At 60.1% G+C, this 17037-nt stretch carries 18 protein-coding genes and 1 pseudogene; 8 read left to right on the forward strand and 11 right to left on the reverse strand.

Annotation, left to right across the window (positions count from 1 at the left end):
- Window positions 1-2: 2 nt before the first annotated feature.
- Window positions 3-130: pseudogene (locus J5M72_RS28910) on the forward strand (YgaP-like transmembrane domain); the annotation flags it as partial.
- A 125-nt stretch (window positions 131-255) separates the two neighbouring features.
- Window positions 256-1335: an ArsO family NAD(P)H-dependent flavin-containing monooxygenase gene (locus tag J5M72_RS07190; RefSeq protein WP_207864853.1), complete on the forward strand. Its 1080-nt coding sequence runs from the start codon at window positions 256-258 to the stop codon at window positions 1333-1335.
- A gap of 125 nt (window positions 1336-1460) precedes the next feature.
- Here the strand turns inward: J5M72_RS07190 and J5M72_RS07195 are convergent, their stop codons facing one another.
- Both J5M72_RS07195 and J5M72_RS07200 read right to left on the reverse strand, forming a co-directional pair.
- Entirely contained in the window at window positions 1461-2789 is a 1329-nt protein-coding gene (locus tag J5M72_RS07195; protein ID WP_207864855.1) for a HAMP domain-containing sensor histidine kinase, read from the reverse strand.
- Window positions 2786-3445 (reverse strand): response regulator transcription factor, encoded by a 660-nt coding sequence (locus J5M72_RS07200; protein WP_207864857.1) that lies wholly within the window; start codon window positions 3443-3445, stop codon window positions 2786-2788. The genes J5M72_RS07195 and J5M72_RS07200 overlap by 4 nt, the downstream gene beginning before the upstream one ends.
- Before the next feature lie 132 nt (window positions 3446-3577).
- On the opposite strand from J5M72_RS07200, the gene J5M72_RS07205 reads away from it, so the two are divergent.
- From J5M72_RS07205 to J5M72_RS07230, 6 genes are all read left to right on the forward strand, one after another.
- A complete protein-coding gene (locus J5M72_RS07205; RefSeq protein ID WP_207864859.1) occupies window positions 3578-3901 on the forward strand; it encodes a PepSY domain-containing protein in 324 nt (107 codons plus the stop codon).
- 92 nt (window positions 3902-3993) lie between these two features.
- A complete protein-coding gene (locus tag J5M72_RS07210; protein ID WP_169429685.1) occupies window positions 3994-4464 on the forward strand; it encodes a DUF2271 domain-containing protein in 471 nt (156 codons plus the stop codon).
- 25 nt (window positions 4465-4489) lie between these two features.
- The gene (locus tag J5M72_RS07215; protein ID WP_207864861.1) at window positions 4490-6670 is read left to right on the forward strand and encodes a PepSY domain-containing protein; all 2181 of its coding nucleotides are present in this window, start codon (window positions 4490-4492) and stop codon (window positions 6668-6670) included.
- Window positions 6654-7625, forward strand: a complete 972-nt coding sequence (locus J5M72_RS07220) for an FAD:protein FMN transferase (protein ID WP_347709516.1) — start codon at window positions 6654-6656, stop codon at window positions 7623-7625. The genes J5M72_RS07215 and J5M72_RS07220 overlap by 17 nt, the downstream gene beginning before the upstream one ends.
- Window positions 7626-7694: 69 nt before the next feature.
- Entirely contained in the window at window positions 7695-8396 is a 702-nt protein-coding gene (locus tag J5M72_RS07225; RefSeq protein ID WP_084317898.1) for a VIT family protein, read from the forward strand.
- A 491-nt stretch (window positions 8397-8887) separates the two neighbouring features.
- Window positions 8888-9244, forward strand: a complete 357-nt coding sequence (locus tag J5M72_RS07230) for a hypothetical protein (RefSeq protein WP_207864863.1) — start codon at window positions 8888-8890, stop codon at window positions 9242-9244.
- Here the strand turns inward: J5M72_RS07230 and J5M72_RS07235 are convergent.
- From J5M72_RS07235 to J5M72_RS07275, 9 genes are read right to left on the reverse strand one after another with little or no spacing between them, the layout of a single operon-like run.
- Window positions 9216-9737, reverse strand: a complete 522-nt coding sequence (locus J5M72_RS07235; RefSeq protein ID WP_207864865.1) for a lysis system i-spanin subunit Rz — start codon at window positions 9735-9737, stop codon at window positions 9216-9218. The two genes, J5M72_RS07230 and J5M72_RS07235, sit on opposite strands and share 29 nt — an antisense overlap.
- Complete coding sequence (locus J5M72_RS07240; RefSeq protein WP_207864867.1) at window positions 9737-10162, reverse strand: cell wall hydrolase; 426 nt, start codon at window positions 10160-10162, stop codon at window positions 9737-9739. The genes J5M72_RS07235 and J5M72_RS07240 overlap by 1 nt, the downstream gene beginning before the upstream one ends.
- Window positions 10163-10219: 57 nt before the next feature.
- Complete coding sequence (locus J5M72_RS07245; RefSeq protein ID WP_207864869.1) at window positions 10220-10462, reverse strand: hypothetical protein; 243 nt, start codon at window positions 10460-10462, stop codon at window positions 10220-10222.
- Window positions 10459-10749 carry a hypothetical protein gene (locus tag J5M72_RS07250; protein ID WP_207864872.1) on the reverse strand — a complete coding sequence of 97 codons (291 nt, stop codon included), beginning with the start codon at window positions 10747-10749 and terminating at the stop codon, window positions 10459-10461. Before J5M72_RS07250 ends, J5M72_RS07245 begins: the two co-directional genes overlap by 4 nt.
- A gap of 13 nt (window positions 10750-10762) precedes the next feature.
- Window positions 10763-11764 (reverse strand): phage tail protein, encoded by a 1002-nt coding sequence (locus tag J5M72_RS07255; protein WP_207864874.1) that lies wholly within the window; start codon window positions 11762-11764, stop codon window positions 10763-10765.
- 23 nt (window positions 11765-11787) lie between these two features.
- Window positions 11788-12468 carry a hypothetical protein gene (locus tag J5M72_RS07260; RefSeq protein ID WP_207864876.1) on the reverse strand — a complete coding sequence of 227 codons (681 nt, stop codon included), beginning with the start codon at window positions 12466-12468 and terminating at the stop codon, window positions 11788-11790.
- A complete protein-coding gene (locus tag J5M72_RS07265) occupies window positions 12468-12779 on the reverse strand; it encodes a hypothetical protein (protein ID WP_207865125.1) in 312 nt (103 codons plus the stop codon). Before J5M72_RS07265 ends, J5M72_RS07260 begins: the two co-directional genes overlap by 1 nt.
- A gap of 15 nt (window positions 12780-12794) precedes the next feature.
- Window positions 12795-16358: a phage tail protein gene (locus J5M72_RS07270; RefSeq protein WP_207864878.1), complete on the reverse strand. Its 3564-nt coding sequence runs from the start codon at window positions 16356-16358 to the stop codon at window positions 12795-12797.
- A 58-nt stretch (window positions 16359-16416) separates the two neighbouring features.
- Complete coding sequence (locus tag J5M72_RS07275) at window positions 16417-17001, reverse strand: tail assembly protein (RefSeq protein WP_207864880.1); 585 nt, start codon at window positions 16999-17001, stop codon at window positions 16417-16419.
- Window positions 17002-17037 lie beyond the last annotated feature (36 nt).

Raw genomic sequence — 17037 nt, forward strand, 5'->3', positions numbered from 1 at the left:
CCATGAAAGCGGACATTCGAACCATTGACCGTCGCCTGCGCATTGTCGCTGGCCTGCTTCTCATTGGCCTCAGTCTGTCCGGTGTGATCGGCGCGGGGGTTGGATCAGTTTAGTGCCGCTGGCCACTGGTAGTGAGCACTCCATTTCCTGAACGATCCACGCGTGTTCTTTGCATCCTCAAACTATGAGCCAGATCAGTTGGATTCAAACGTGGGTCGCTATACTGGCCACCGGCATCGACTTTAGGTTTCCACCATGACTCCTTCGCCCAGCAACCAACGAGATGTAGTGATTATCGGTGGAGGTCAGTCAGCCTTGGCGGTAGCGTATTTCCTGCGCCGAACTCAACTTTCGTTCGTCATCCTCGACGCAGAGGAAGAGCCCGGTGGTGCCTGGCGGCATGGCTGGAACTCGCTGCGCTTATTCTCTCCGGCCACCTGGAGTTCAATACCCGGCTGGATGATGCCGCCCGCGCAAGAAGGCTATCCCACACGAAATCATGTAATCGACTATCTCAACCAATATGAGCAGCGCTACCAATTTCCGGTGGAACGCCCGGTTCGGGTCGTTTCCGTGGAACGCTTAGAGTCTGGCTTACGAGTACGTTCTGACGGCAAGTATTGGGATGCCAAGGTTGTAATCAGCGCTACCGGCACCTGGAGCAATCCGTATATCCCCCACTACCCTGATGCCGAATTATTCGCCGGTCGGCAATTGCATTCCGCGAACTATGTCGATGCACAAGCGTTTGCTGGCAAGAAGGTTTTGGTGGTGGGTGGTGGCAATTCAGGAGCGCAGATTCTGGCAGAAATATCCAAGGTCGCCGAGACCACTTGGGTAACCGTTACTGAACCGGTCTTTTTGCCTGACGATGTGGATGGACGGGTGCTGTTCGAGCGCGCCACTCAGCGCTTGAAGGCCCAGCAAGAGGGGCGTGTCATTGACCAGCCGGTCGGCGGGTTGGGAGACATCGTCATGGTGCCACCCGTTGTAGAAGCCCGTGAGCGTGATGCTCTCAAGTCTGTACGCCCATTTGAACGTTTCACTCGCGATGGCGTGATGTGGGCCGATGGATCTGAATCTGCAGTGGACGCGGTCATTTGGTGTACCGGGTTCAGGCCCGCACTTCAGCATCTGGATACGTTGGGGGTGATCGACACTGAAGGTCGCGTTAAGGTCGACGGCACTCACTCGATCCAGGAACCAAGACTATGGCTGGTGGGCTATGGCGAGTGGACAGGTTCGGCTTCCGCCACGCTGATCGGTGTAACACGCACAGCACGCAGCACAGTGAATGAGATCGCGGCCTGTCTTGGCGATCCGTCCGTGCACTAGTGCGCCTGCATCCCAGGAGTAGAGGACATGAATGAAATGAGCCTGTGGACGCGCCGAACTCAACTTTCGCTCGTTATTCTCGACGCTGAGAAAAAGCCAAGTGGCGCCTGACGACCTGATTGGAACTAGGCAAGCGGTAACCAGACGCACACTTCGAACCCCTCCTGTCGACCTGTTGCAGGGGAAAACAATTTCATTCTCGCGTTGACCCCCTGCACGATGGTTTTAGTAATCGCCAACCCCAGCCCTGAACCACTGATTTCACTGTGACCGCGCACAAAGCGCTCTGTCAGGTGCTGCAATACCGACTGCGGCACCGCCGGGCCGCTATTGACCACCCGTAGCTGTGCCTGTTCGGTGAGACTGACATCGATCGGTTGATCCGCTGCCCCGTACTTCAGCGCATTTTCGATCAGGTTGCGCAACAGGATGCCAAAGGCGTCCGGATCAATGGTCGAGTACACGCAGGTCTGGTTTGGCAGCTGCAACCTGATCCGGTGCCCACTGCGGTTGTTCCACTCATCAACCACATGGGCGAGCAACGGAATGAGGTCCTGAGGCGTTTCGGACAACAGGCCACCGCCTTCGGCCTTGGCCAGTTGCATGAGTTTTTCCGAAAGCCGCGCCAGCTCGCGTAACGCGTTTTCGATTTTCGCCGCACGTACTCGCAACGGGCCCTCGGGCGCCTCTTGGTGGAGTCGCTGGATTTGCGCCAGGGTTGCCGCCAGTGGCGTACGCAGTTCATGGGCGCTGTTGGCAGTAAAGCTGCGTTCGCTCTCCAAAGCCTTGCGCAAGCGCTCCAGCAGATGATTGACCGCCTCCGCCAGTGGTGCGATTTCCGCCGGCAATCGCGCTCCGCTGATCGGCGACAGATCACCCACCCCACGAGTCTCCACGGCACGACGATAGGCCAATACACTGCGCAAGCTGATGCGCACAAACAACCACGTCCCCAACAGACTGATGGGAATCAGCGCCAATAATGGCAACAACAGGGCAAGCAACGCTTCACGTGCCGCTTCACGGCGGTGTTCCAGAGGTTCGGCAATCTCGATAAACACTGTTTCACGTAGCGCACTGGCGCCGTACAGACGGTATTTTTTTGTGGTTGAAAAGCCTTCGGCCGGTTGTTGGTTGAAGATCTTCGGGTTGGCGTCGTGGGACTGCATCAGGATCTCGCCCTTGGCATCGCGCACCAGGTACGTCAGGTATTCCTTGTGCATTTTCAGGGTGGCGATATGTTGTGCCTCACTGGGGTTTTCCCGGTTGCTGATTTCCAGCACGGCTAGAGGCAGAATGCGCTGCGCAGTCTCTTCCAGTGCACTGTCGAACGCCTCGTTCAATTCATGCTGCACCACCAGCCAGGCGCCAACGGTCGCCGCCAGCCACAGTAAGGTCGTGCCCAACGTCAGCCCCAGGCCGAGGCGTTTTTGAAGGTTTGACGACGGCTTCATGCGGACATCAACCGGTAGCCCATGCCCCGCACGGTTTCAATCAGATCGCGCCCGAGTTTTTTACGCAGCCGACTGATGTAGACCTCGATGGTGTTGCTCTCGATTTCGGCGCCGAAGGCATACAACCGCTCTTCTAGCTGCGACTTGGACAGCAGCGCGCTGGGGCGCTGCACAAACGCTTCGAACAGCGCCCACTCCCGCGCGGTCAGGTCCACCGTCGCACCGGCCCGCAACACCGTGCGGGCACTCATGTCGACCTGCAAGTCGCCGAGTCTGATCTGTGGATTGGGGTTGCCGCTACAGCGCCGGGCCACCGCCGCCACACGGGCCGACAGCTCGAACAGGTCGAACGGTTTGACCAGGTAGTCGTCGGCGCCCGCGTTGAGGCCAGCGATACGATCGGAAATCTGATCCTGGGCGGTCAGGATAATCACCGGGGTCTCGTCCCCTGCCGAACGTTGCTGACGCAAAAAATCCAGCCCGCGACCGTCCGGGAGCATCAGGTCCAGCAGGATCAGGTCGTAAGGCGTGGTGCGTGCGCTGTTGCGCGCGTGGTCCAGGCGCTGCACCCAATCGACGGCGTGGCCGTCATCGGCAATCTGCTCGCGCACCGCTTCCCCCAGGCCTGGAGCGTCCTCGACCAATAGAACCCGCATCTGGCACCTCCTGTGATGGTTGTCATGCAGCACCTTAATCGCCTTACCTGACGTGAATCTGAAGATTCAGCTGGTTGTCAGGAATGCACCTTAGGGTATGCCACAGACACCGACCTCGGCAGGAGACAGATCATGAAAACAGGTTCTATTGCCAATGCCACGCTGTTGAGCCTGCTGCTCAGTGGTTACGCCCTGGCCGATGACGATTGCAGCGACCCGGTGAGCGACTGGCAACCGCGCGAAACCTTGCGTCAGCAGGTCGAGCGGCAATACGGCTGGAGCGTGCAACGCATCAAGATCGACGACGGTTGTTACGAGCTCAAGGGGCTGGATCGAAAAGGCAACGCCATCGAAGCCAGCTACTCACCGGCCTCGCTGCGTTTGCGCACACTCGAGATCCATTTCCGCGACGACGGCGATGCCAGGGATTACCTCGGCAGCCCGCTCACCGAATGACGCCTCACCTGTCGATGAGTTTTCCCTGCGCTTCAGGTTGCTGTCAGCAAGCAGGTCCAGGCTCTCGACCTAACGATCAAAAGGACACCCTCATGAAAAAGATCATCGCAACCACCTGCCTTGCCGGCGCCATTGCCCTGCCGGGTCTGGCTCAGGCTCGTGAAGTGACCTTGACCACACAGCTCAAGGACTACAGCGGCAATGATGCCTACCTGGCGATCTATGTCACCGACGCCAACGGCCAATATCAGAAAACCCTTTGGGTGGCCGGCAAGAAAGCCAAGTACTACAAGCACCTGAGCGACTGGGCCCGTGGCAGCGGGATGAACCCGAGCGAGTTTGACGGGGTCAGCGGCGCCAGTGTCGGCAGTGGGCGCACGCTAAAAGTCAGCGTCGAACTGGCAGACACCCTGATTGATGCCGGGTATCAGATCCGCATCGACAGTGCCGTCGAGGACAAACGCGACGCTCGCGCCGATGTCAGCGCGCCGCTCACGTCCAAGGGCGCGGGCCAGCCGGCGACCGGCAGCACCTATGTCGAGTCCTTTACTTACGATCTGTAGCACCTGCCCTTTCTGGAGGCTGAACATGCTTCGCCAGTCCCATTCCCTGCCCGGCCTGATCGCGGCCCTGTTGGTCATGCTGTTGGCCATAAGCGGTGCGATCCTGTCGGTCGACCCGGCGCTGGAACGCTTGCACAACACCGCCACCGCCGCCGGGCAACTCAACGTCGGCCAACTGGCCGGACGTGTGGCCAATCACTTCCCGGGCGTGGAGCAGATCCAGCGCACGGCGTCCGGGACGGTCATCGTCTACTACAACAAGAACGGTCAGGCCGGGGCTGAAACGGTCGATCCACTGACCGGCGAAGGCCTGGCGCCTTATGCACCCTCCGCGTTTACGCGTTGGGTGAAAGAGCTGCACCGCTCGATGTTCCTTGGCACGCCAGGCCACGGAGCGTCGGGTGTCGGCGCGCTGTTCATGCTGATGTTGTCGGTGTCCGGCGCGCTATTGCTGGCCCGGCGCCTGGGTGGCTGGCGCAACTTGCTGCGGCCACTGCGGGGCACCTTCAGCCAGCGCTGGCATGCTGAAGTTGGGCGACTGGCGTTGCTCGGGCTGCTGCTGTCGACATTGAGCGGGCTCTACATGTCCGCCACCACGTTCGGTTTTATCGCCGACGGCAGTCAGAGTGAACCCGCCTTCCCCGCCCACGTCAGTACCGGTCCGACCTTGCCGGTGGCGACACTGCAAGCCTTGCAGGCCACCGACCTCAACGACCTGCGCGAGCTGGTTTACCCGAGCCCTGGCAACCCGCACGATGTGTTTTCCCTGCGCACGGCCCAGGGCGACGGCTACGTGGACCAGGCCAGCGGCGCCTTGTTGTCCTATCAAGCCCATGACTCGATGCACAACCTCTACGAATGGATCTATCAGTTGCACACCGGCGAAGGCCTCTGGTGGCTGGGCCTGCCGCTTGGACTCTGCGCCCTCTGCGTGCCGTTGATGAGCGTGACCGGCATCCTGTTGTGGTGGCGCCGCCGCAAGGCTGGCCCGAATATCCGCCACAACAGCCCTGCCCACTCCGCCGACAGCGTAATTCTGGTGGGCAGTGAAAATAACAGCACCTGGGGCTTTGCCAAAACCTTGCACGACGCCTTGCACCAGAGTGGTCATCAGGTGCACAGCGCGGCGATGAATGATTGGGTGGGTGATTACCGCAAAGCCCAACGGGTGTTCATCCTCACCGCGACCCACGGTGACGGCGATGCGCCGGCCTCGGCTTCGCAGTTCCTGGCGCGGCTGGCCAAAACCGGCCTCAAGCCCGGTCTGCCTTTTGCGGTGCTGGGCCTGGGCGACCGTCAGTTTGCACAGTTCTGTCAGTACGCCCATCAGGTGCAGGACGCGATGCTGCAGGCCGGTGGCTCGCCATTGCTGGGGTTGGAAACCGTCAACCGCCAGTCCTCTCAGGAGTTTGCCCGCTGGGGTCATGCGTTGGGCGAAGTGTTGGGGCAGGATCTGGTGCTGGTTCACACCCCGCAGCAGCCGCGTACCCATCAATTGCAGCTGACAGAGCGGATTGCCTATGGCGAACAGGTGAATGCGCCGACCCACATCCTGCGCTTCAAAGCCTGCGGCGAGCTGCCGGGTTTTCTGGCCGGTGACCTGGTCGGGGTTGTGCCCCCCGGCAGCCCGATCCCGCGTTTCTACTCGCTGGCCAGCGGCTCCCGGGACGGCGTGCTGGAGATCTGTGTGCGTAAACACAACGGTGGCATGTGCTCGCAATTCCTTCATGGCCTGAACATCGGCGCGCAGATCGAAGCCTTTATCCAGCCCAACCCGCAATTTCGTCCGGCGTCGGGCGCGCACCCGGTGATCCTGATCGGCGCCGGTACCGGCATCGGTCCTCTGGCCGGTTTTATCCGAAACAATAAGGCCAGGCACCCGATGCACTTGTATTGGGGCGGGCGCAACCCGACCTCGGACTTTCTCTATGAGCCGGAGCTCAACCAATACTTGTCAGACCGTCGCCTCACGGCACTGCGCGCGGCCTTCTCTCAGGTTCAGGACCGCTGCTACGTTCAAGACCGGCTGATCGGCGATGCCTTGACCTTGCGCCGACTGATTGAAAAAGGTGCCCAAGTGCTGGTGTGTGGCAGCCGCGAAATGGCCAAAGGCGTGATACAGGCCCTCGATGAAGTGTTGGCGCCCCTCAACCTAAGTGTGCTGACCCTCAAGGCACAAGGACGCTACCGTGAAGACGTCTACTGAGTTGCAGCGCTATAGCCTGAACGGCGAAACCATGGGCACTCGTTACACCGCCCTGTTTTATGCCGGGGCCGGGATCGATGCCGACGACGTTGGCCGTCGCCTGGCGCGCGCCGTGGCCCGAGTGGACCAGCAAATGTCCACCTGGAAACCCGACTCGGACATCAACCGCCTCAACGCTGCCCCCGAGCAGGAATGGGTGTCCGTGCCCAAGGAACTGGCCACGGTGCTGTCGGCTGCGCTGCGCGTCAGTCAGCAATCGGGCGGCGCCTTCGACATCGCTGTCGGTGACCTGGTGAACGCCTGGGGGTTCGGCCCCGGGGAACAGACAGTCACAGAGCAGACGATCGGCACGATGCCGCTGCGCGCCCGGCTGTTGGCCAGCGCCGCATTAGTGGTTGACCCGCAACACAATCAGGCACGCAAGCGCCTACCGCTGAACCTTGACTTGAGTGGCATCGCCAAAGGTTTTGGCGTGGATGAACTGGCCCGCTGCCTGGAGGGTTTGGGCATCACCCGCTACCTGGTCGGCATCGATGGCGAAATGCGCGCCCGGGGCGTCAAACCTGACGGCCAATGCTGGGTCGTGGCCCTGGAAAAGCCCAACCGGGGCGTGCGTGAAGTCATGGGCGTGATGGAACTTGGCGATGCCGCTATCGCGACCTCCGGGGACTATCGACATTGGGTAGACGTGGGCGGTCAGTCCTATGCTCATACCATGAACCCGGCCACCGGCGCGCCGCTGTGCAACCCGCTCGCCGCCGTCACCGTGGTGGCGGCCTCGTGCATGCTCGCCGATGCCTGGGCCACGGCGTTGATGGTCCTGGGCGAAACCGAGGGCCCACGTCTGGCTCAGGAACGCGGGATGGACGCGTTGTTCGTGCTGCGCGAGGGTGAACAATTCAAAGAAATATCCATTGTCGGCGGCCAGTTGCAGGCGCAAATTGAAACCCGCTGACACCGATTGCCGGCCCGCTCGGAACCCGTCCGACGTGAACCGCCTAATGACAGGGAGCCCCGTTCTACAATGAAGTTCATGCACAGGCACACCGAGGCACACCGAAGCGATCGTATCGGCTGGCTGCGCGCCGCCGTCCTGGGCGCCAACGACGGGATTGTCTCTACCGCCAGCCTGTTGATGGGCGTCGCGGCCGCCAATGCCAGCCACGCCACATTGCTGGTCACCGGAATGGCGGGCCTGATGGCCGGAGCCATGTCCATGGCCGCTGGCGAGTACATCTCCGTACATTCCCAGGCCGATACCGAGCGGGCCGATCTGTCCCGCGAACGGGCAGAACTGTCGAGCGACCCGAAAGCCGAGCACATCGAGCTCGCCAACATCTACATGCATCGCGGCGTATCACCCGAACTGGCCCATCAAGTGGCCGATCAATTGATGGCCCATGACGCATTGGGCTCCCACGCCCGGGACGAGTTGGGCATCAGCGCCACCCTCACCGCCAAACCCTTGCAGGCAGCTTTGGCCTCCGCCGCCAGTTTCGTGGTGGGCGCCGCCTTGCCGCTGGCGGTGACGTTTGTCGCGCCGGAGCACAGCGTGGTGCCCTGGATATCAGGCATGTCCTTGGTGTTTCTCGGGACACTAGGCGCCATCGCCGCCAAGGCCGGCGGAGCCAAGGTCATCACCGGGGCCTGGCGGGTGACATTCTGGGGTGCGCTGGCTATGGGCATTACGGCAATGGTGGGATCGCTTTTCGGAGCGGTGGTTTAGTAAGGCGTACGCTCTCGAAATGCAAAGGGGGAGGCGGAGGTTGTTGGTTCTTGCCGATCAGCCCCCCCTTGTACAGCCTTTCCAGAAACAACGCGCGACCTAAGATTCCACCCAGAGCCAGCCGTTTTGTGAGGGTAAAAAGAACAAAAATAAAAAAGGGTCGCGAGATAAAATCTCGCGACCCTTTGAATTATATGGTCGGGACGGAGTGATTCGAACACTCGACCCCTAGCACCCCATGCTGGGGACTGAAGAATCATAACCTATTGATTTAAAAGAAATATAACCTGTTCAGCCGGTTGCAAAGTATCCACTTTTTTGTGCTTATGCAAACGGAAACACGCGGCCTCCAGAGGAGGTTTTGCGCACCAACCTCCGGCGTCCTGCCGACCGAACACCAATCCAAAATCCTACAGCTCGTCGCCTCACCCTCGCCCGCTCGGCACACCTCAATTACTGTATATCCAAACAGTACAAAGCAAGGCGTGAGCGTGGATAACTTCGATATCGAAAACACCGATGACTGGCTCGGCTGCCCGACGCCACTCGAAACCTGCCGGCAACAGCTCAGGCTCTACGAAAATGAATTCGAGGAACTGAACCGACAGCTTCGCGAAGAGCGGGAACGGATATTCAAGCTGGTCGAGATCAATACAGAAACCGGCAAAGAGCGCGACGCGCTCCGAAAACAGCTACTGTCGACCCAAGCTGACGTGCATCGCCTTCAGGCTCAAACAACCGTACTTACGAGCGATCTTCGCGTCCTGAATGACATCAAGCATCAGAACGTTTACCTGTTCCAGGAAAACCAGCGCCTACTCAGGGAGGCGCAGGAGCGCGAGTGCTGACCGCCTTCGCGTATGCCTGGCATGCCTGCAGCGCGATCAATCCCCGGTCGCCTTCATCGGTGATGGCGACAATTCGTTGAGCATGCGCCGGGTCAAGTTCGGCTCGTACGGGGCCATGAACCACGCCGCCGGCGCCGGCGGTGGCAGGCACTGAACAGCCACCGGTTGAACCCGCATCGATGAGGACTGACAGCCGCAGATCAGAAGTGGCAAGGCGATCGCGCAGCAGAGCCTGGGCTTTTTGAGCATTGGTCATTTTCTCGGAGTGGGTTTTGTCACTGGCCGCCAGCCGCTGTTCGAGCGCCAGCCGCTTGTCCTGCTCGGCCTGCTGCGCGGTGGCCGCCGCCATGGTCAACTGATTGAGGGTGTCGGTGTGCAGACGATCCTGCTCGGCCAACTGCTTCCCGTAGCGCCAGTCCTGAACCTGCCAGGCGCCGGCCCAGGCGATGAGCGCCAGCGTCACGGCGCCCACCAACCTCCACGGCACCGCCATCACGGCACATCCTTGAAAAAGACGTGGCCGCCCAGTTGCAGAGTCTGCTTGGCTTTCGCCGCCCAGCCTGGCGCCGTCTTCATGCTGAGCGCGTAGTAGTGCGTGGCACCACCGGTAGGATCCGGCACCTTGCCGTCGATTACCTGGTCAGCAGCAATCCGGCACTGTGCCAGTTCCCGGAACGGGATCTCCCGGGCGCCACTGACGAAAGGATAGTTCGGGTCACCTTTGTTCCAGCAGCTGAACTGGTAGGGTTTCTGGCAGACCCCGGCATAGCCCTCCCCCCACCAGGACTTGGGCTTCCCATCCAGTACGCGATTGCGGATGCTCCAGGCCACGGCCACCTTGCCGGCGGATGTCTCGCCGCGCGCCTCGCCCCAGATCGTCCGGGCGAGAATGTCTCGGTCTTGTTCGGTCACAGTCATCATTTTCTCCAGGCGAAAAAAAACCGCCTCACGGGCGGCTGGTTGTTCTTTGGTGCATCAGGCCGGAATAGCCTCGGGCAGCGGATACCTCGCCTTGATTGCGGCGACCGATTCAACCCATGGCGAGAAGTCTGGCTCAAGGCCCTGGCTCAGAGCGTCATAGGCGATTTCCAGTCGCAGTGGATCGGACTCGGCCTGATAGGCTGCGCGGCGTTGTGCGCGGGCCGCTTCGAGATCAGCCTCGAACTGCTCAGCCTTTCGCTGCTCGGCGGTGACCATCTTGCTGAAATCGATATTCATCGCGGCAAACTCACTTCGCCATCCGGCGGGTTGGCAATATCAGCCGGGAAGCACGCGGCTTCACCGGCATCGACTGCGATTGGCAGCGCCAGCGTGATAATCAACTGCCCACCGACACGCTCAACCGGCTGGACAACACGCGGAGAACCGACGGCTTCGGCGGGCAGCACCGCCCCTTCTGGCAGCGCGGTGAAGTCGAACGTTTCCCCATCGATGGTGAGAGCGTCACCGGCCTTGGATAGCGTCATGGTGCCCTCCATGCGGATGGGCGAAAGCTTGATAATCATTGATGTCCTCCAGTCAGAACCATCGGCCAACGGCCATCATGCGCGAGGCGCGGGCGGTGGCGTCGTTGTAAAAGGCCACGCGCGACCATGAGACGCTTGTAGTTGTCGGGGCCCCATTGAGTGAAATAACGCCGTTGCCCGAGTTCGTCACACCTGTAACCACAGGCTCTGAACCGGTGACAAATGCTGCCGGATAGGTCCAGGTGGCAGGCGTGCTGATCCAGCAGTTACCTTGAACGGTGCTTGCGCCGATCGACCCAGTGGTGAACCAGCAAAACTGCGTACCATCGGCGAAGCGAACCCAGGTTCCGTTGGCGTTAGAACCGCTTTCGACAACATTCCGACCCGCCAGTTGAAGTCCCACAGGTACGTTCAACACGCCAGCATACGACAAGGTCATGAAGGGGCCACCGGCGGTGTTGGCCTGGTTCACGGTGCGCCAACTGAATCCACCTGTGCCGCCGCCCTGGTTGCAGGTGAATGACACCGCACCGGACATGCCGCTGCCGTTGCCGGCTTCATTCCAACCGAAGAACCCACCGCCGGCAGAAGGTACAGCACCTGTGATCACTCGTAGTGAGTTGAAGACCGGCGCGTATGACCCGCCAGCAGACGGCATGGCACCCAATGCGGCCAGAAGCTCGTTGGCGTTATTCACAGCGACGCCGGTACCGCCCTTGCTAAATGGGAGAATGTCGTAGTTCCCGGTCGTACCGAGCGCGGACATCTTCGGGCCGTAGTTGCTCACCCAGTCCCGGACCTGGTCAGCCAGACCCTTCTGGTAACCCTGAATTGGTGCGACCGCATAGCTCGCTCCAGATGCCGTTGGCCCCAGATACGGTGGGATGATCGAGATCACCGTGTCGCTCGCGACGTTGGCCAGTTCGTACTGGCGACCGTCAGGGCCGATGAATGCGTCACCGATACGGGTGTTGGCCGCGAACGACGTATTTACGCCGGTCACGGTGCTTGAATTTTGCGTAACAGACACCGTACCCAATCTGTGCCAGGGCATAGTTACATCCTATTTGAGTGTTATTAAACGGCTTGCTTTGCGAAAACAGCAGGAAGATAGAAAGCGATAGGGTTAGATGTCGCCGCGGTGATGGCGTACAGCGTGTTATGAGGAAAATCCCACAGACAGGCGAGCTGCCGGGGGATACCGCTGCCAGAGTTCATCGGCATGCCGAACGAGTTGATCAACATGTACTCGTTTTCCGGAAAATTGAATGGGACGGTGTAGTAGTTGGTAACTAATCCTTGATCACCCGTCTCGTACTTCACAAACGTCCAGTTCTGGAACGATCGAGTGAAATTTGCGTTTGTCGTGCCTGAATCAAACAACAGATTGTTCGCGCCATCCCAGATTCGAAGGCCATATTGAGCCACATACTGCGCGCCGAATGCTGAAACGAAATAGCGTCCGTTGGGCTGCGCTGTCAGTGCGTTGTAAGCGCGAACATAAAAACCAGTCCAATTACCAGCTGATCCAATCAACCTCATTTGGCAGAGGCCGGCTATCGCCCCCACTGTATCCGGACGAACAAACACCAATGGAGGTTCCTGCGAAGTAACCGGCCGCGCAAAGTAGGTGGTAGAACCGAGCCCACCCTCCTCGGTCGGAGCGAACCTACCGCTAGAAATCACCATTAATCGGGCGTACTCGGAATCAAGTACGACGGTGTTGTTGTTATTTGTGAACTGAAGTCCATAACTCATCAGTTAAACCTCATGACGATGAGGCGCATCGTTCCGTAGCCGGTTCCGCTCGAAGCATATCCGCGTGTGTGGTTGTAGACCCGCGCAACATTGTTGACGAGTTCGGTTTCGAATTGCGTCTGAAACTGAGTGTACGGCCCGATAGGAACGACGATTGCCACTCCATTACTAGGTCCAACATCAGGCACTGAAAAATCCTGATTCCCCTTTGGCGCACCAGTCGCAAACGTCACCAGCGTAGAAAGCACCACCCGAATGGTGAATGAATTCTCATCGATCTGGAGCGCACCATCAGCGCCCCAGATCCGCATTCCATGTGCCATTTATCACCCCAAATAGCCAAGCCGGACACGCAACACGTTGTTGGCGTCGTAGACCGAGACGTTCAGCGAGTTGATCACTAGCCGCCCCTGACCTGGCACGATGCCGTTGATTTCGAGTGTGCCGTCCTTGTTGAGAATCCAGCCTTGTTGGCCGGCGATGTAGTTGGTCGAGCTGATGTAACTGCCGATCTTGGCATTGGTGATCGTTCCGTCAGCAATAAACGCCGAGTTCATGAACACCTGCCCGCCCTGCACCGCAAACGGCACGGAGATGGCTCCGCCCGCGATGGTGTTGACGATCGCGAACCGGTCAGCAGCAACCAGGAACTGGCTCTGCAACCCGGCTCCGGTGTTCTCAATGCCCAGCCCAATACCAGCAGCGACGTACTGCCCCCCTGCCGTAACCTGCATCTTCACCGACCACATCGTCGTCAGCTTGCCAGCCGTGTCCGCGTAGGCCGAGGACGTCTGCTGAATAGCTGCCGAGTTCTGGCCAACCGCGACGTTGAGTTGGTCGATCTTGGTCGCCGTTGCTGAAGCGTTAGTCGCCACCACCTGCTCCAGCTCGGTGATGTTCGCTTCGTTTGCGGAAATTTTTGCGTCAAAGGTGGTAAGACGGCCGGCTGTTGCTTCGTTTTCCGAGGCTCTAACCTTGGTTTCGGTAGCCATCGCGGCCACGCTGGTGAATCCCTCCACCGCATCCGCAAGATCGCCTCTGCCATCGTCGCCCCGATACGAAGCGCGCAGCGCCTGGAACGCTGTCGCCTGTGCCGTCACCACGCCGTCGAGCTCAGTGATCTCGGCGGTGTTCGTTGCGACCTGCTGAGCAAGGCCATTCGCCGTTTCCACGGTCTGTCCGACATCGAGCCAGTAGGCAGGATTCGGCGGCGGCGTATCTTTCGGTACCGGGCCGGTGGCCTGGTAGATCCTTTTGCCTTGCACTACCAGGTCGTACTCCACGTAAGTGGTGTCCGGGTCATACCCTTCCAGCCCATCCAGCGCATCGATCTGCGCCTGCAAGCCGGGGATCTTTTCGATTTCTTTCAGCAGATCCTCGCCGAGCTCCGTCTCGGTGATTTGGCCGGCGATCATTTTGAGAATGTCAGCGGCGTTCGAACTGGATTGCCCCTGCACGCCCAAGCCGATCGGGTACCACGGACCGATGTTGCCGATCTTGTCGACGATCCGTCCCCAGAAGTAGAACGTCACGCCCGCCGCAAGCCCGAGCATTGAGAAATCGCTCTGCGGGTAGGCCAGGTCGGTCAGCTTGGTTGCAGCTTCCAGGCTGGTCGTCGGACCGTACCAGATCTCCGTCCGCTGGCTGTCCTCGGCGCCAGCAGGGAAACCCCATTTCAGATAGATGCCAAACAACAGCGGCGTAGCTGTCAGGTAGCTGAGCGCTGGCGGCAACCCTTCCTTCCCTTTCAGGTTGGTCAGGATCGACGCACGCCACGGCGACGTGATGTCGAAGGCGCTCACCGCTCGCACCCGGGCCACATAGGCGCCGGCATAAATGCCGACCACATCAACGTTGGTCATCCCGGTGCGCTGTACCTTGATCCAGTTGCCGCTGTCCTTGCGCCATTCCACGTCATAGCCGACTGCGCCATCCACGGCGGGCCAGCTGATGGTCATGGTGGCCACGGCCAGCCCCTGAACAATCGAGGACGTCGACGCGACGGTCACGCTGGACGGCGCCGGAACCACCGTGATCGGAATCACGCTGATCGGCCGCTCTTCCAGGCGCGCACCGGTGTCGATGTGCGCGAACTTGCTTGGTTCGAACTGCAGGGCACTGATCTCGAAGTCGCCCTCGGTCGTGCGCTTGGTGCGCAGCACCCGGTATAGCGGGATCGCCAGATCATCCGCGTCGAGCGCCCATTGCAGCTGCGCGACCGGTGGTTCGCTGTAGGCGACAGTCACCGTAACGGCGCGGCCGTTGACGCTCTGCACGGTACGACCTTCGGCGCGGCCACCCGGCAGGTTGATGATCAACCGGTCACCGGCCTTGGCCTGGGTGTCACGGTCGAGCGTCACCACACGGCCGGCCGCCGATGAGATCCGCCCGCCGACCTCCCGCCCCGCCAGCAGCGAATCCGCCACCGGGATGATGTGGCCCGGCAGCGGGATAACGCCCTCCATGCCAGTCTTGAACGACACGGTGCGGTCCTGGTTGTTGCTGAGTATCGCCCACTTGCCACGGCGCTGGGCCTCGGATGCACGGGTGCAGCCAATGGCGCTGAGCTCGGTCGGCCGGTCGCCGTACCGGCGCTGCAGATCCAAGTCGGCGAACGGAATGACATCGGTGTCGTAGTTGTTGGCCGGATTGTCGTAGCTGACCAGGGCGCGGGTGTACCTGGTCTTCGCCGAGGCACTGCCGTACGAGAATTTGCCGTCGATCACGTTGGCCCGGGTGAACACATAGTCGAAGTCCTGCGCGCGCGGCATGTCGGCCTGCATCACCAGCTGGCCCTGAGCCCAGTAGGTCATGCCTCGGTAAATCGCCGAGATGTCACGCAGCAGTGACCAGGCATCGGCCTTGCCCTGCAGGTTCATGTCGCAGAGGAAACGCGGTTCCTGACCGCCGAGCCCGTTCGGCACCAGTTGGTCACAATACTGGGCGATCCGGTACAGCTCCCACTTATCGACCATGAACGGCTTGATACGCTTGCCCAGGCCGAAACGATCTTCGGTGCAGATCCCGTAAGTGATCCACGCCGGGTTATTGGTCCAGGCCGACTTCATCGAGCCATCCCACGTCCCGGTGTAAGTGCGCAGAATCGGGTCGTAGTTGCTCGGCACCATCCAGCGCCGGGCATTGCACTCCACGGTCACGGCCGGGATGTTGGTGAACTGCTCAGCATCGAACTCGATATAGAGCAGCGCGGTGTTCGGGTAGCGCAGCTTGGCGTCGATGATCTCAGTGATGCCGGCGATCAGCATGGTGTCAGCGATCTTGTTGCTGTTCTGGTTCGGCGTCAGGCGGCGCACGCGGATCTGCCAGCCAGAAGTCGCGGTAGGCAGGTCGATGCGACGTGATCGCTCGTAGCGAGTGGTGGTTTTGCCGTCAACCGCATCTGGATAAACCTGTTGATAGGCGCCACCGTCAGTGGCCAAGTCGATCGCGTAATCGATGCGGTAGCCGCCCACATTCCCTTCATCGTCAACTCGCTGCAGCGCTGGCCACGCGAATCGCATGCGTACGGCCGACAATTGGGTGTTGGTGATCGAGCGCACCAACGGCGCATCGCTGCGCAATTCAACGTTCAGCGACGTCTCGTTCTCTACGGCCGGAATACCCGGGATGTAGGTCTGATCAACTGAACCTGAGCGCCAGTCCCATTTCACGTTCGGGAAGTTGTAGTTGCCGCTGGCATCGCGGATTGGCGTGTTGTCCAGGTAGATGTCGTAATCAGTCGGGACGCCATCGAACTCGCCCTCGCCCACCGCGATCAGCAGTTTTGCCAGGTTGGTCGAGCGCAGGCTGTCGCTGGCTTCGACCGGCGACTTCGGCTTACTGCTGCCGCCCTTCTCGCCGTAAATCTCGATCTGTTCCACTGCGCCCATGCTTTCCTCCAGGCAATAAAAAACCGCCTCACGGGCGGTTGGTGTGCTGCTGTCTTACTTACGTTTTGTCTTCGGCGTAGATCGATGCAGAGATGATCATCCCGCCCCACCGACGCCTGCCGATGCAGATCGGCACCGGGTTGCCGCTGGCCGTGGTGTTCTTGGCGCTGCCGAAGGCATACGACGGGGAGTTTTCGGGGGATGCGCTTTGCTTCAGGCCTGAGGCTTGGGGGCTGAGCATTTGAATTACGCCGCCCGCGATAAGGCCAATACCGGCAGGTGTCAAATATGGTGCAGTAAAGGGAAGCGCGTAGGAAATCGCTAATAGCACAACACCAACGACAGTTTGTAGCACGCCAGCGCGCTTGCTCCCTTCGATGACGGGTACGATTCGAATCTCTCTGGTTCCACCAAGGTCCAATTCAGCTTCACCAACATTTACCCGATTTCGAAAAACTGCGAAACGCATACCCAGAGCGGCAAGTCTTTTTATCTCCGCCTCGAAGCCTTCGACAGTGCAGCTCATAGCCTTGAAGACTTCGCGGGATGTGCCCGAATCGATTTTCTTGGCGTGAGATCTGCCAAACTTCTGAGCAAGAGAGCCTGAGAGCTTGATGGTTGTCATGCCGGTAATGGCGGCCACAATTGTTCTCCTTCCATAAAAAAACCGCCTTTCGGC

It is taken from the genome of Pseudomonas sp. 58(2021) (genome assembly GCF_017491585.1).
Lineage (GTDB): Bacteria > Pseudomonadota > Gammaproteobacteria > Pseudomonadales > Pseudomonadaceae > Aquipseudomonas > Aquipseudomonas fluorescens_BT.